The sequence below is a fragment of the Glycomyces sp. YM15 genome, assembly GCF_016918015.1.
Taxonomy (GTDB): Bacteria; Actinomycetota; Actinomycetes; order Mycobacteriales; family Micromonosporaceae; genus Glycomyces.
In genome coordinates this window covers 497,929-512,258 of record NZ_JAERMK010000001.1, presented here as the reverse complement: position 1 = coordinate 512,258, position 14,330 = coordinate 497,929, and the positions used below count along the sequence as shown (strand labels likewise).

The 14,330-nt window shown below is 69.4% G+C and carries 14 protein-coding genes and 1 pseudogene; 14 read left to right on the top strand and 1 reads right to left on the bottom strand.

Annotation, left to right across the window (positions count from 1 at the left end; translation table 11 throughout):
* Positions 1–2 precede the first annotated feature (2 nt).
* The 5 genes from murD to JHY01_RS02350 all read left to right on the top strand — a co-directional run bounded on the left by murD (position 3) and on the right by JHY01_RS02350 (position 5,930).
* Positions 3–1,400 carry a UDP-N-acetylmuramoyl-L-alanine--D-glutamate ligase gene (gene murD, locus JHY01_RS02370; RefSeq protein WP_307814166.1) on the top strand — a complete coding sequence of 466 codons (1,398 nt, stop codon included), beginning with the start codon at positions 3–5 and terminating at the stop codon, positions 1,398–1,400.
* Positions 1,397–2,692, top strand: a complete 1,296-nt coding sequence (gene ftsW / locus JHY01_RS02365) for a putative lipid II flippase FtsW (protein ID WP_205323974.1) — start codon at positions 1,397–1,399, stop codon at positions 2,690–2,692. The genes murD and ftsW overlap by 4 nt, the downstream gene beginning before the upstream one ends.
* Positions 2,693–2,694: 2 nt before the next feature.
* A complete protein-coding gene (locus tag JHY01_RS02360) occupies positions 2,695–3,807 on the top strand; it encodes a glycosyltransferase (protein WP_374199480.1) in 1,113 nt (370 codons plus the stop codon).
* Positions 3,804–5,216 carry a UDP-N-acetylmuramate--L-alanine ligase gene (gene murC / locus JHY01_RS02355; RefSeq protein WP_240192230.1) on the top strand — a complete coding sequence of 471 codons (1,413 nt, stop codon included), beginning with the start codon at positions 3,804–3,806 and terminating at the stop codon, positions 5,214–5,216. The genes JHY01_RS02360 and murC overlap by 4 nt, the downstream gene beginning before the upstream one ends.
* 105 nt (positions 5,217–5,321) lie before the next feature.
* The gene (locus JHY01_RS02350; RefSeq protein WP_205323972.1) at positions 5,322–5,930 is read left to right on the top strand and encodes a Uma2 family endonuclease; all 609 of its coding nucleotides are present in this window, start codon (positions 5,322–5,324) and stop codon (positions 5,928–5,930) included.
* On the opposite strand, the gene JHY01_RS02345 is transcribed toward JHY01_RS02350, so the two are convergent.
* Positions 5,927–6,844 (bottom strand): siderophore-interacting protein, encoded by a 918-nt coding sequence (locus JHY01_RS02345; RefSeq protein WP_205323971.1) that lies wholly within the window; start codon positions 6,842–6,844, stop codon positions 5,927–5,929. The two genes, JHY01_RS02350 and JHY01_RS02345, sit on opposite strands and share 4 nt — an antisense overlap.
* A gap of 97 nt (positions 6,845–6,941) precedes the next feature.
* Between JHY01_RS02345 and JHY01_RS02340 the strand changes: the two genes are divergently transcribed.
* The 9 genes and pseudogenes from JHY01_RS02340 (at position 6,942) to lspA (ending at position 14,326) form a co-directional block, all read left to right on the top strand.
* A complete protein-coding gene (locus JHY01_RS02340) occupies positions 6,942–7,676 on the top strand; it encodes a cell division protein FtsQ/DivIB (RefSeq protein ID WP_205323970.1) in 735 nt (244 codons plus the stop codon).
* A 75-nt stretch (positions 7,677–7,751) separates the two neighbouring features.
* Positions 7,752–8,697: pseudogene (gene ftsZ / locus JHY01_RS02335) on the top strand (cell division protein FtsZ); the annotation flags it as partial.
* A 330-nt stretch (positions 8,698–9,027) separates the two neighbouring features.
* Complete coding sequence (locus JHY01_RS02330) at positions 9,028–9,735, top strand: YggS family pyridoxal phosphate-dependent enzyme (protein WP_205323968.1); 708 nt, start codon at positions 9,028–9,030, stop codon at positions 9,733–9,735.
* 141 nt (positions 9,736–9,876) lie between these two features.
* A complete protein-coding gene (locus JHY01_RS02325; RefSeq protein ID WP_205323967.1) occupies positions 9,877–10,506 on the top strand; it encodes a cell division protein SepF in 630 nt (209 codons plus the stop codon).
* A 22-nt stretch (positions 10,507–10,528) separates the two neighbouring features.
* Complete coding sequence (locus JHY01_RS02320; protein WP_205323966.1) at positions 10,529–10,822, top strand: YggT family protein; 294 nt, start codon at positions 10,529–10,531, stop codon at positions 10,820–10,822.
* 82 nt (positions 10,823–10,904) lie between these two features.
* On the top strand, positions 10,905–11,888 hold the full coding sequence (locus JHY01_RS27190; RefSeq protein WP_205323965.1) for a DivIVA domain-containing protein: 984 nt from the start codon (positions 10,905–10,907) through the stop codon (positions 11,886–11,888).
* A gap of 240 nt (positions 11,889–12,128) precedes the next feature.
* The gene (locus JHY01_RS02310; protein WP_205323964.1) at positions 12,129–12,797 is read left to right on the top strand and encodes a hypothetical protein; all 669 of its coding nucleotides are present in this window, start codon (positions 12,129–12,131) and stop codon (positions 12,795–12,797) included.
* 480 nt (positions 12,798–13,277) lie between these two features.
* Positions 13,278–13,697 carry a TraR/DksA family transcriptional regulator gene (locus JHY01_RS02305; RefSeq protein ID WP_374199479.1) on the top strand — a complete coding sequence of 140 codons (420 nt, stop codon included), beginning with the start codon at positions 13,278–13,280 and terminating at the stop codon, positions 13,695–13,697.
* Entirely contained in the window at positions 13,670–14,326 is a 657-nt protein-coding gene (gene lspA / locus JHY01_RS02300) for a signal peptidase II (protein WP_205323962.1), read from the top strand. The genes JHY01_RS02305 and lspA overlap by 28 nt, the downstream gene beginning before the upstream one ends.
* Positions 14,327–14,330: the final 4 nt, after the last annotated feature.

Here is a 14,330-nt window from a genome sequence, read left to right as displayed (position 1 = left end):
CCGTGCCCATCGACGACCCGCAAGCCTCGCCGAGCGCGAGGATCGCCGGCAACGTGCTCGTCGCGGGGGCCCGCGTCGCCGGGGCCGCGTGCGCCGACGTCCTCCTCTCCCGCGGCGCCACGGTCACCGTCTACGACCGCGAGGACTCGGAGCGGATGCGGGCGCTCGCCGCCCGCGGTGCCACCTGCGTGGTCGCCGACGCGTTCGACCCCGCGCTCCTCGACGGGATCGAGCAGGTGGTGCTCTCGCCGGGCTTCCCGCCCCACCACCCGATCGCCACCGCAGCGGAAGCGGCCGGGATCGAGGCGTTCTCCGAGCCCGAGCTCGCCTGGCGCCTGCGCGAACCCGGGGCCGCGACCTGGCTCGCCGTCACCGGCACCAACGGCAAGACCACCACCACGACGATGCTCGCCGCGATGCTCGAACACGCCGGCCTGCGCACCGCCGCGGTCGGCAACATCGGCGTCCCGCTCGTCCACACCGCCAACGGCCCCTTCGACGTGCTCGCCGTCGAACTCTCGAGCCACCAGCTCCACTGGTCCTCCGAGCTCGCCCCGACCGCCGGGGCCGTGCTCAACCTCGCCCCCGACCACCTCGACTGGCACGGGAGCTTCGACGCCTACGCCGAGGCCAAGGCCGCCGTCTGGCGCGGCGGGCAGGCCGTCGCCAACCTCGACGACCCGTCCGTGGTCGCCCTCGCCAAGCACACGGACGCCGAGGTCACCGGGTTCACCCTCAACCACCCCGAGCGCGGCCAGTTCGGTGTGGCCCTGGGCTTCCTGGTCGACTACACCGGACCCGAGCCGGTGCAGATCTGCTCGGTCGACGACGTCCACCCGGCCGGCTGGCACAACGTCGCCAACGCCCTCGCGGCGGCGGCGCTCGCCCGCCAGGTCGGCGTCTCCCACGCCGACATCGGCGACGCCCTGCGCAAGTACGTGCCCGAACCGCACCGCAACGTCACGCTCGTCGAGCACGGCGGCGTCACCTGGGTCGACGACTCCAAGGCCACCAACCCGCACGCCGCCGCGGCCGCGCTCGCCTCCTACGACTCGATCGTGTGGGTCGCGGGCGGCCAGCTCAAAGGCGTCGACGTCGACGGCCTCGTCTCCCAGTACGCCCCGAAGATGCGCGGCGCCGTCCTCATCGGACAGGACCGGGCCCTCGTGGCCGACGCGCTGGCGCGACACGCCCCGGGCCTCCCCGTCATCGTCCTCGAGGGCCGGGACGATGCGGTGATGACCGAAGTCGCCTCGCACGCGGCGGCACTGGCCGAACCGGGCGACACCGTGCTCCTCTCCCCGGCCGGGGCCTCCTACGACATGTTCACCTCCTACGCGCACCGCGGCGACGCGTTCGCCGCCGCCGCACGTGCGCTGATCGAGGGTGAGGCCGAGTGAGGAGCGGGTTCACCGAGTTGCTGCGCGGTCTGCTCGACCGGCCGCTGGCCTCGTACTACCTGCTGCTCTCCTCCTCGGCACTGCTGCTCACCATCGGGCTCGTGATGGTCTTCTCGGCGACCATGGTCGAGTCCTACGAGGCCACGGGGAACGCGTTCGCCGTGATCCTCCAGCAGGTCGTCTGGGCCGTGGTGGGCCTGGTCTGCTTCTGGGTCGCCCAGCGCCTGCCCTCGCGCACCTACCGGGCGGTGTCGCGCCCGCTGCTGGTGGTCGCGATCCTGCTCGGACTCGTCCTGGTCGTCCTGTCGATCCGCCAGAAGCAGCAGGAGGCCGCCGGAGGCGACTCCACCGGCGGCATCGCCACCGACCAGCTGTGGATCGACCTGGGGCCCTTCCAGTTCCAGCCGGCCGAGATCGCCAAGTTCGCGCTGCTCCTGTGGGCCGCGGACTCGCTGGTGCGCCTCGGCCCGCGCATCGCGTCCTGGCGCGAGCTCGCGATCCCGATGTTCCCGATCGCCGGGCTGCTGCTCATCGTCATCGGCTACGCCGACCTCGGCACGATGCTCATCATCCTGGCGATGTTCCTCGGCCTCCTGTGGGCCTCGGGCGTGCCGCTGCGCATCCTCGCCGTGCTCGTCGCCATGGGCCTGCTCGGCTCCGCGGTCCTCATCGCGTTCGAGGGCTACCGGATGCAGCGCATCATCTCGTTCTCGCGGCCCGAGGACTTCGCCGACACCTGGGGCTACCAGGCCATCCAGGGGTACTACGCGATCGCTGACGGCGGCTGGTTCGGCGTCGGCCTCGGCGAGAGCCGCCAGAAATGGGACTGGCTCCCCAACGGCCACAACGACTTCATCTTCGCGCTCATCGCCGAGGAGCTGGGCGTCGTCGGCTGCCTGGTGATCCTGGCGCTGTTCGCCGTGCTCGTCTACACCGGCTTCCGCATCGCGCGCCGCTCCGACGACCCGTTCCGGGCGCTCGTCGCCGCGGGCGTCACCATCTGGATCGCGGGCCAGGCCTTCATCAACATCGGCGGGGTGCTCGGCCTCATCCCCATGACCGGGGTGCCGCTGCCGTTCATCTCCGACGGCGGGACGGCGCTGGTCGTCATCCTCGCGGCGGTCGGGATGCTCGCCGGGTTCGCGCGTGCCGAACCCGACGCCGCCACGGCGCTGCGGGCCCGCAATCCCTCACGTCTCGTACGCTTGCTGTGGGCCCCCCTGCCGCCCGCACCCCGCTCCGAGTCCGACTCGGAGCCCTCCAAGAAGAAAACTACGACCAGAAAGACATGACGTTGCCTCAGCTTCGATCGGTCGTCCTCGCCGGCGGCGGCACCGGCGGCCACATCTACCCGCTCCTGGCCTACGCCGACTGCCTCCGCCGGCACGACCCGTACGTCCGCGTCACCTGCCTCGGCACCGAGAAGGGCCTGGAGAACGACCTCATCCCCAAGGCGGGCTACGACCTGCGCAACGTCCCGGCCCATCAGCTGCCGCGCAAGATCAACCTCGACCTGCTGCTCACCGCGCCGCGGATGCTCAAGGCCATGAAGGCCACCCGCGACATCATGGACGAGGTCCAGGCGGACGTCGTGGTCGGCTTCGGCGGCTACGTCGCCGTCCCCGCCTACCTCGCCGCGTGGCGCCGCAAGACCCCCATGGTCATCTTCGAGTTCAACGACCCGCCCGGGGTCGCCAACAAGATGGCGCTCAAGTTCAGCGACAACCTCGCCCTCGGCTTCCCGCACCTCCCGCAGGCCTCGCCGATCCTCGCCGACGGCACCATCACCGGCGTGCCCCTGCGGCCGGAGATCGCCCACCTCGACCGGAACGCCATGCGCGCCCAGGCCTGCCAGTACTTCGGTCTCGACCCGCGCCGCCCCGTGCTGTTCGTCTACGGCGGCTCGCAGGGAGCGGCCTCGATCAACAACGCCGTCTCCGGCGCCGCCCAAGCGCTCACGCACCGCGGCGTCCAGGTCCTGCACATCACCGGCGCCCGCCGCGAGGAGCCGATCCACATCCCCGAGGGCCTGCCCGTCCCGTACCGGACCCTGCCCTACCTCGACCGCATGGACCTCGGCTACGCCGCCGCCGACATGGTGCTCGCCCGCGGCGGCTCCATGACCGTCGCGGAGGTCTCCGCGCTCGGCGTGCCCACCGTCTTCGTCCCGATGCCCTGGGGCAACAAGGAGCAGTACCGCAACGCCGGGCCCGTAGTGGACGCCGGCGGCGCGATGTTCTGCGACGACGAGAACCTCAACCCCTCGTGGATCGAGGCCAACCTCATCCCGGTCATCACCGACCCGCACCGGGTCGCGGCGATGTCCCGGGCCTCGGCCGCGTTCGGCAGCCGCACCGGCGACGAGGCGCTGCGCAACTACACACTGAAAGTGCTGGAGCAGCCATGAGCGACGACCCCAACGACCTGACGAGCCCGATCGACGAGGGCATCACGGCCGAAGACCTCGGCCGCACGCTGTTCATCGGCGTCGGCGGCGTGGGCATGAACGGCCTCACCCGCCTCTACGCCACCCGCGGCCTGCCCGTGTCCGGCTCCGAGCTGAAGGACTGGCCGAGCCTGCCCGAGCTCGAACGCCTCGGCGTCACGCTCCACCGTGAGCACGTGCCCTCGAACCTCGACGGCATCGACACGGTCGTGCGCTCGACCGCGCACAACGACGAGCACCTCGAAGTGGCCGAGGCCCGCAGGCGCGGCATCCGCGTCTACCACCGCTCCGAGGCGCTGGCCGCCGCCATGACCGGCCGCCGCTCGATCGTCGTCACCGGCACCCACGGCAAGACCACCACGACCGCGATCATCTCGCAGATGCTCGCGCACGCCGGCCTCGATCCGTCGTATGTGAACGGCGGCGAGAACATCGGCGCCCACACCGGCGCGCACGGCACCGGCGAGTACTTCGTGGCCGAGGCCGACGAGTCCGACCGCTCGTTCCTGCGCTTCCGCCCCGAGATCGGCATCGTCACCAACATCGACGTCGACCACCTGAACACTTACGGCGACATGGCATCCCTCACGGAGGCCTTCGAGCGCTTCTGCCGCAACACGGACAAGGACGGGCTCCTCGTCCTCTGCGCCGACAGCCCGGGGACGCTCGCGCTCGCCAAGAAGCTCCGCGCCGAGGGCCGCACCGTCGCCACGTACGGCTTCTCGGACGGCGCCGACATCCAGCTCGGCGAGGTCGAGTCCACCAAAGACGGCGTCGACTACACCGTCCTCGCGCACAACCAGCTGCTCGGCCGCTTCCATCTGCCGATGCCCGGCAAGCACATCGCGCTCAACTCGGCCGCCGCGATCGCCACCGGACTGTACGTCGGCCTGGAGGCGGACGCGATCGCCGCGGGCATCGCCGCGTTCGGCGGCGTCAAGCGCCGCTTCGAGAAGCGCGGCGAGAAGGACGGGTACGCGGTCTTCGACGAGTACGCCTACCACCCGACCGCGATGACCGAGGCCATCAAGACCCTCAAGGAGGTCGCCGCGCCCGGCAGGCTCATCGTGGTCTTCATGCCCTACCGCGTCTACCGCACCGTCGAGATGCGCGCTGACATCGCCGAAGCGCTCTCCTTGGCGGACAAGGCGGTCGTGATGGAGATCTTCGGCCCCGGCGAGACGATCCCCGAGGGCCAGGGCGGCCGGGCGCTCCTGGACGCCGTGGACCTCCCCGACGCCGACAAGGTCTTCGTCCCCGAATGGGACGACGTGCCCGCCGCGGTCAAGGCCCTCGCGGCCGAAGGCGACGTGGTCGTCACCATGGGCGCCCCGCCCGTCCAGCTCATGCCGGATGACCTCCTGCGGTAGGACGAATTGCGTGAGCGGCGGGTGCCGCGCACCCGCCGCTCGGCCTATAGTGGTGATACGCAACCGCGTACGCAAACAAGGGCAGAGCCCGCCAAGGAGGCGACGATGACCATGACCCTCCCAAAACCGGACACCACTGAGCAATCGTATGATGACGATCGTGCTGTCTTCCGTCGTCTCTTGAACACCGCGAGTGACTGGGACATGGACGGCTTCAACGCAGAGGTCTTCGGAAGGAACATCGTCGTGTCCCCCTGGTCCAAGGGCTCTTACCGCAGGCCGATGAAGTCGCTCGTCCGTCAACTCGATCAGCATGCGCCGGAAGGCCATGAGGCGGGCGCGGAGCCCTTCCTGTTCGTCTTCCCCGAGCATTCCGGTGCTCTCGGCCCGGACATCTGCGTCGCGGATGTCGAAATGGTCGACATCGATTCCAATCTGCTTCCAGGTACCGCACTGTCACTGGTCGCTGAACTCACCTCTCCCGCCACCCGAAAGAACGACTTCACTGCGAAGGCCGTCATCTACGGCCGTGCGGGGGTCCCGGTTTATCTGCTCTTCGATATGAAGGAACGGATGCTCACGGTGTTCTCCGATCCGTCACCGAGGCACGGCTACCAGTCGCGCACCTCAGCCGAGTTCGGCAAACCCGTGCACGTGCCCGAGCCGTTCGACTTCGAGCTCGACACGACCGCATTCAACTCCGAGGGGCGCTAGTCCCAGGAGGCGCCATTGCGCCAGTAGCCCATGAACGCCCCGCACTCCTTGGGGAGGCCGAGTTCCTTGCGGACGGTGAAGCGGAGGGTCTTGACGACGCCGGTCTCGGCGGCGATCCACACGTAGGCCTCACACCGGGCGACCTCCTGCGGGGCCTCCCAGATCATCTCGTCCTCGTTCTCGTCGAACTGCCCGCTCTTGGCGAAGTCCATGGCGCGGGCCGCTTCGGTGACCGCGGGGACGAGCCTGTCGCCCCACGCCGCGCCTTCGCGCGGCAGCCACACGACCTCGACGTCCTCGGGAGTGTCGAGGTCGAGCACGTCCGCCGCCTCGGGGACTTCGATGAACGCCTTGCCGCGCGCGGTGATCGGGAGGTCCTCCAGGATCGCGGCGATCGCGGGGGCCGCCGTCTCGTCGCCCGCGATGAGGAGCTCCGCGCCCTCGGGGGCGTGGAAGTCGACGCCGCCGTGCGGGCCGTCCCAGCGCGCGTCGGGCCCGAGCAGCAGGACCTCGTCGCCCACGGCCGCGTCGCGGAGCCAGCGCAGCGCCGGGCCGCACTCCTCGTCGCCGTGCGCCTCGTGGACGACCATGTCGACGTCGACCTCGCCGGCCGCGCGCCGGACGGCGCGCACCGTGTACGTGCGGACGCCGCACTGCTCCGCTTCGGGGAGGGCCCGCAGCTCGGAGTACCAGCGCTCGCTCGTGGGCATCTTGTCGAAGCCGCAGGCCGGGGCGGGGAAGATGAGTTTGAACCGCTGATCGTAGCCGTTGTCGGCGAAGTGCCGCAGGGTCGCGCCCGCGAAGGTGACCCGTATGAAAGAGGGGCTCAGCCGTCGCAGCGCCCGCACTTCCACGGGGAACAGCTCGAACGGCCGAACGGTGGACTCGGTCGATTCCTCGGTCTGCGTCGCCACGCGGCACTCCTCCTCATAGATAAGGTTTGCCTTACCTTATCTGAAGGCTCGGGCGAGCCGCCACCGCCGAACGCCCGCGACATGGAATCATCGACCCATGCGCGGCCCAGAGAACACGTCCGAACCCGGGCCCTGGCGGCTCGTCCACGTGGTGCGCCGCAAGCTTCCCGATCGTCGGTTGCGGTGGATCTCGATCAGCGCCCTGGCGCTGCTCGCGCTGGCCTTCGTGATCGTATGGACCACACCGCTGTTCGAAGTGAAGCGGATCGAGGTCACCGGGACCTCCGTCCTCACCCCCGAAGCGGTGGCCGCGCTCGGCCGAGACGCGGTGGGCGACTCCGTGCTCGGCGCCGACCTCGATGCGATCGCGGCGGCGGTCGCGAAGCTCGCCCCCGTCAAATCCGTCGACGTCACCCGCGCGTGGCCGGACGCGCTGAGCATCGCCGTCACCGAACGCGAGCCTTATATGGCCGTACCGGTGGACGACGAGACTTTTCTCATGGTCGATTCCGAAGGTGTGGTATTCGACGAGACCTCGACCGCTCCGGGATCAATTTGGAGGGTCGAGCTCGCCGAGCCGGGACCGGACGACCTGGCGACCATCGAGACCCTCATAGTGCTGCAGGCACTCCCGTCAGACCTCGCCGACGAGGTCGAACACGTGGAGTCCCCGTCCCCCGCGAGCGTCACCCTGTATCTCGAAGATGGACGGACGCTCCGGTGGGGCGACGGTTCGGAAAGCGAGCAGAAAGCCGAGGTCGCCGATCGATTGTTGGCCGGCGGGTACGAACATGTCGATGTCAGCGCACCAGATGCCCCCACTGTGAGTTAGCGTTAAGGGGGGAGCGGGTGTGCGCGCACATCCGTTTGCCGTACCCAGGGCCGAAGGGGAAGGAAGGCAGCAGCGATGACACCACCGCACAACTACCTCGCCGTGATCAAAGTCGTTGGAGTCGGGGGCGGCGGCGTCAATGCTGTCAACCGGATGATCGAGGCGGGCCTCAAAGGCGTCGAGTTCATCGCGATCAACACCGATGCACAGGCGCTCTTGATGAGTGACGCCGACGTCAAGCTCGACGTCGGTCGCGAACTGACCCGCGGTCTCGGCGCGGGCGCCAACCCCGAAGTCGGGGCGAAGGCCTGCGAGGACCACCGCGACGAGATCGAGGAAGTCCTCAAGGGAGCGGACATGGTGTTCGTGACCTGCGGCGAGGGCGGCGGCACCGGCACCGGTGGCGCGCCCGTCATCGCCAACATCGCCCGCAAGCTCGGCGCGCTCACGATCGGCGTGGTCACCCGGCCGTTCGCCTTCGAGGGCAAGCGCCGCCAGACCCAGGCGGTCTCGGGAATAGACGATCTGCGCAACGAGTGCGACACGCTCATCGTGATCCCCAACGACCGGCTGCTGCACCTCGGCGACCGCTCCATCTCCATGATGGACGCATTCCGCCTCGCCGACCAGGTGCTGCTCTCCGGTGTCCAGGGCATCACGGACCTCATCACCACGCCCGGCCTCATCAACCTCGACTTCGCCGACGTCAAGAGCGTCATGAGCGGAGCGGGCTCGGCGCTCATGGGCATAGGCTCGGCCCGCGGTGAGAACCGCGCCGTCGAAGCCGCCCGCGCCGCGATCGAATCGCCGCTGCTGGAGCAGAGCATGGAAGGCGCACGCGGCGTGCTCCTCTCCATCGCGGGCGGTTCGGATCTCGGCCTGTTCGAGATCAACGACGCGGCCGAGCTCGTCTCCGACTGCGCCCACACCGACGCGAACATCATCTTCGGCGCGGTCATCGACGACGCCCTCGGCGAAGAGGCCCGCGTGACCGTCATCGCCGCCGGATTCGACGTCGAGGACGAGGCCGAATTCGAACTCGCCCAGCCGACCCGGATCTCCGCACTGCCCGAGCAGAAGCCCGAGCCCGTGCGCGAGACCAAGCCCGAACCCGAGCGCGAGTCGAGCAACGGCAAGGTCCTGTTCGACGACGTCGACGTTCCGGCCTTCCTGAAAGACGGCTTCTAGGCGGCGGACCGTCGGGGCGGCAACACGTCTCGGCGGCCCGTCGGCCTCGGCAGCACCAAGTCGTGCCTCGCACGCGTCGGCAGGAGCACTCGCGAGCCGCACCGGCGCTGCGCTCGCCGACGCACCCGCAGACCCCGCGATCGAATTGCTAGGACCTTCACTCTTGACCACCCAGTCGCGCCGAGACCAGTTGCGGGACAACCTCAACCGGACGCGCGAGGCCATCGCGGCCGCCTGCTCCGACGCCGGCCGCTCTCCGGACTCGATCCGCCTCATCGCCGTCACCAAGACCTTCCCCGCCGCCGACGCCGCCGCGCTCGTCGAACTCGGCCAGGCCGACCTCGGCGAGAACCGCGACCAGGAGGCCGCGCCGAAAGCCGCCGAACTCGCCGCCGCCGGACTGCAACCGGTGTGGCACTTCGTGGGACAGCTCCAGCGCAACAAGGCGAAATCCGTCGCCGCCTACGCCGACTGGGTGCACTCCGTCGACCGCGCCCCCCTCGCGAACGCCCTCAACGCCGCCGCGAGCACCCACGGCCGCAACCTGAACGCACTCATTCAGGTGAGCCTCGACGGCGACACCGTCCGCGGCGGCGTGCCCGTCGCGGACCTCGAACCCCTCGCCGAGGCGATCGCCGCCGCGCCCGCCCTCACCCTCAAAGGGGTCATGGCCGTCGCGCCGCTCGGCTGGGAACCGGCCGAAGCCTTTGCGCTGCTTGCCCGATGCTCGGACACCGTACGGCGCGTCGACGCCGGGGCCACCGAGATCTCGGCGGGCATGAGCGGCGACTACCGCGACGCGATACGAGCGGGGGCCACAATGGTCAGACTGGGAAGAAACGTGCTCGGCGAACGTGAACCGATGGCGTAAGGTGTGGGGCAGCAGTGGGACAGACAGACGCACGATGACGGTTGACTAGTCGGGCAAAAACACCTCCGTGTAAGGAGTCGGCGCTAGGATGAGACCGCGTACCTGACTCAACAGGGGCGGCCCGAGGAGGGAGCACGATCGATGGGCGCGATGCGGAAGGCAGGCATCTGGCTCGGCCTCATCGAGGACGAGGACGATCGCGGCTACGGCAACGGCTACGAGGAGAACGACGAGTTCGCCGAGGAACGGCAGCAGACGGCATCCCAGCGGGTGCGGGGCGCGCAGCGCACCACCGGCCGGGTCGGCCGGACCGCGTCCGAGGACCGTCCCGTCCGCCAGCTCAACCGCGGCTCCGGTTCGGTGACCCCGCTGTCCTCCCGTGAGGGCGGCACCCGCGAGACCGGCGTCCGCGAGACCCTGACGCGGGACAACCTCGCGCTGGCCGAGCCCGCCACGGTGCGGCCGGTTCCGGCGGAAGAGGAGTCCCACGCGAACTACCGGATCACGACGCTGCACCCGACCACCTACAACGAGGCGCGCACGATCGGCGAGCGATACCGCGACGGCACCCCGGTCATCATGAACCTCTCGGAGATGGAGGAGGCCGACGCGAAGCGCTTGGTCGACTTCGCGGCCGGACTCATCTTCGGCACCCGGGGATCGTTCGAGCGGGTGACCAATCGCGTGTTCTTGCTCTCGCCCCCTCATGTTCAAGTGACGGCCGAGGACAAGGCCAAGATCGCCGAGGGCGGGTTCTTCAACCAGCCTTGATCCGAGGGATACACTGCGAACCGTGAACCTGGCACTGCAGCTCATCTATCTGGCACTCTTCGCTTTCTACCTCTTCCTTCTGGCCCGTCTGGTGTGCAGCGTCGTGGTGCAGTTCTCCCGCCGCTGGGAGCCCGGACCGAAGTCCGCGGCCCTGCTGGAGACGGTCTACAGCGTGACCGACCCTCCCCTGAAGGGGTTGAGGAAGGTGATTCCGACTCTCAGGCTTGGTACTGTATCGATTGATCTGGCGTTCCTGGCGCTGCTCATAGGCGTGTGGATCCTGATGGACGTTGTCATCAGGAACCTCATCGTCTAGCGGTTCCGGGCGGGGGTGCGAGACACGGTTATCGTGTTGAGTGGCCTTGTGCGCCAGGCGAACAGCTGAGAAGGAGTTTCGAATGCCGCTGACCCCAGCCGACGTTCACAACGTCACGTTCAAGAAACCCATGCTCGGGAAGCGCGGATACGACGAGGACGAGGTCGACGGTTTCCTCGATGAGGTGGAGCGAGAGCTCGCACGCCTCAGCGATGAGAACGGCGAACTTCGCGCACAGCTCGAGAGTCTCCGCGCCGGTGCTCCCCCCGGGGCCGCCGACCACGCCGAGATGGCCGCCGCACTCGACCGAGTGCAGCGGGAGAAGCACGCCATGGAGCAGCAGCTCCAGGAGCTCGACGCCGAACTGCACGAGATGCACCAGCAGATGGTGGCCGCGCAGCAGCAGGCGCAGCAGCTCCAGCAGGAACTGGCCCAGCGCGGACCGGAGCAGCAGGCCTCCGCCCCCGCCGGCGGCGGCGAGCAGGAGGCCCTGCGTCTCCTCATGGTCGCCCAGCGCACCGCCGACGAGCACCTGGAGGACTCCCGCCGGGAGGCCGACACCGTGCTCGGCGAGGCGCAGCGCGAGGCCCAGTCCATGGTCTCCGAGGCCCAGCGCGAAGCGCAGACGATGGTCTCGCAGGCGCAGCGCGAGTCGAAGTCGATGATGGCCGAGGCGCAGCGCGAGTCGAAGGCCCTCCTGACCGACGCCCAGCGCGAGTCCGAGTCCCTGGTCACCGAGTCGCGCGCCGCGGCCGAGGACCTGGTGGGCCAGGCCCGCGACAAGGCCGAGCGCATGGAGATGGAAGCCGAGCAGGAGCGCCAGAAGGTCATCGGCCAGCTGGAGGACTCCCGTTCGTCGCTGCTGAAGAACATCGAGGAGCTGAAGACCTTCGAGCGCGAGTACCGCACTCGTCTGAAGCTCTACCTCGAGAGCCAGCTGCGCGACCTCAACGGCCAGCAGGGCCGCACCGAGGACGAGGGCTTCGAAGAGGTCCCGCAGCAGTCGCCGCAGAACGAGCGCACCGGTGGCAGGTCCGCGTTCGTGATGCAGGGCGGGCGCGGGTAACCCCTCCCGCTCCTCCCCGGGACACCCTCCTCGGTTGGGTTCGCGCGCACCGCAGATTGGTCGCGCCGAGCCATAACCTGAACGGGGATCGCCTCGTTAATCATGGTTGAGCGGGTGAGGGCGCGGGTCGAACCGCCGCCCTCACCGCCGCACCATGCTTTAACGATGCCGCGGTCCCCGCAGGGGGCCGCGTCGGACCGCGCGAGGGCCCCGCTACCCGCGCGCAGGGGAGGAATCGACGTGATCGTCAGCAGCCTGCTGATCCTCGTCACCGCGGCGGTCTTGCTGATCACCGGCATGATCACCGGGAACGACCAGTTGCTGGTCTCGTCCATCGCGGCGAGCCTGGCCGCCGGCGTGGCCCTGTACGTCGGGATCCGCGGCCGGGGCGCCAAGCGCCCCCGCGTGGCTCCGGCCGGGCGGCGCCGCGGTTCGCGATCGTCCTCGGGGACGCGCGGGCCGAGGGGCCTCGACGATGACGACACCCAGCAGTTCCGCCGGATCGGCCTGGACGACACCCCGACCACGGAGATGCCGCTCCTCGAGGGCAGGGTCTTCGAACCCACGGACTACGCGGTGGACCGCGATCCCGAGATCCGGTTCGAGGACGTGCCGCCGCGCCAGTCCCGCGGCGAGGTCGTCAACCGCCACCGCGCCCCGGAACCCACGGTCGACGAACCGAGCGAGCAGCGCATGACGAGCGTCGAGTCCGCGGCCCTCATGCGGCTGGACACCGAGGTCGCGGTCGTCGACGGCCGCCCCCGCTTCCACCACTCCGCGTGTTCGCACCTCACCGGGCGCGACCATGAGCCGCTCCCCGTGTCCGAGGCCCTGGAACTCGGCTTCACCCCGTGCGCGATGTGCGAGCCGGTGTCGCGGCTGCTCCTGGTGCCGACCGCCGGCCGCTGATCGGCCGCTTTCGGCAAGGGACTGCTCTGCCCCCCGCTTCTCTCGACTCCCGTTCACGGTGACGCGCTGTCCGGACACAAGTTCTCGAAGTAATTGACCTACTTGCAGGACTTGCGTATCCTGTGTGCTTAATTGCGCGGCAGGTACCCGCCTCGGCGGGGCCTGGCGCGCATTGTCCTCGTTTCGACGAGGCCGTCACGAGTACGCGATTTCGGGAGCCGCCATGCCGAACACCCGATGCGGGCCGCCAGAGCGGCGCCGCCGCGCTCTGACGCCACCGGAACCCGAGCCGACATACCCCTCCAGAGGCGCGTCATGAGTCCAGCGAAGAAGACCCAGAAGCAGGCCGCCAAGAAGGCGGTCAAGAAGGCTCCGGCCAAGAAGACGGCGGTGAAGAAGGCCGCCGCGAAAGCGCCGACCGCGGGCGCGGCGAAGCAGACGGCCAAGAAGACCGCCGCGAAGAAGGCCGCCAAGAAGACCGTGAAGCAGGCGCCGCCCGCGCCGCCCGTCGCCGAGGAGACCGAGGCCCTGCAGTTGCGCACCGAGAGCGAGCAGGCCGAGCTGCGTGCCGCGCTCAAGGAGCGGTTGGACGAGCTGGTGGAGGAGCAGCAGCGCTACACGGACTCGATCACGCTCGCCCAGCGCGAGCGGTTGAGCGACACGGCGGGGGACGACCAGATCGACTCCGGTTCGAAGACCGTCGAGCACGAGCACGAGGTGGCGGTGGCCGGTTCGCTCTCCGAGCGCATCCGGCAGGTCAGCCACGCGCTCGAACGCCTCGACGAGGGCGGCTACGGCTTCTGTGAGAAGTGCGGTAATCCGATCCCGGCGGCGCGCTTGGCCGCGTTCCCGTCGGCTACTCTCTGCGTCAGTTGCAAACAGCTGGAGGAGCGACGCTGAGCGAGGACACGCAGCCCGAGACCGCCGCAGGTTCGGGTCCCGACGAGACCACCACCCCTGAAAACAGGAGCAAGCCCCCCAGAAGGGTGGGCTTGACGATCGCGGCACTGCTGATAGCGGCGTTCGCGATCGGTCTGGACCAGTGGACCAAGAACCTGGCCGAGGCGAACCTGGACCCGGCCGATCCGGTGCGGATCCTGGGCGGACTCGTGTACCTGGACTTGACCTGGAACTCGGGGGCGGCGTTCAGCCTCGGCACGAACTACACCTGGATCTTCACGATCATCGCCTCTGCGGTGGTGGTCTTCCTGATCGTGCTCTCGACCCGGATCGTGTATCCGGCGTGGGCGATCGCGATCGGCCTGGTCCTGGGCGGCGCGGCGGGCAACCTCGTCGACCGGTACTTCCGGGAGCCGGATTTCGCGCGCGGCCACGTCGTCGACTTCATCAGCGTGTTCAAGCCCGACGCCCAGGCGTTCCCGATCTTCAACATCGCCGACTCGGCGCTGTGCTGCGGCGTGGTGCTGATCGTGCTGCTCGAGCTGACCGGGCACGGTTTCTCGCCGGCGTCGCGGAAGGCGGCGCCGAGCAACGGCGACCAGAAGCAGGACGAGGAGGCCGCGGCGTGAGCGA

Excerpts from the sequence above, each read along its gene's own strand:
- JHY01_RS02325 (WP_205323967.1), top strand. The coding sequence starts at position 9,877 with ATGGGCGCGATGCGGAAGGCAGGCATCTGGCTCGGCCTCATCGAGGAC.
- JHY01_RS02340 (WP_205323970.1), top strand. The coding sequence starts at position 6,942 with ATGCGCGGCCCAGAGAACACGTCCGAACCCGGGCCCTGGCGGCTCGTC.
- JHY01_RS02350 (WP_205323972.1), top strand. The coding sequence starts at position 5,322 with ATGACCATGACCCTCCCAAAACCGGACACCACTGAGCAATCGTATGAT.
- JHY01_RS27190 (WP_205323965.1), top strand. The coding sequence starts at position 10,905 with ATGCCGCTGACCCCAGCCGACGTTCACAACGTCACGTTCAAGAAACCC.
- murC (WP_240192230.1), top strand. The coding sequence starts at position 3,804 with ATGAGCGACGACCCCAACGACCTGACGAGCCCGATCGACGAGGGCATC.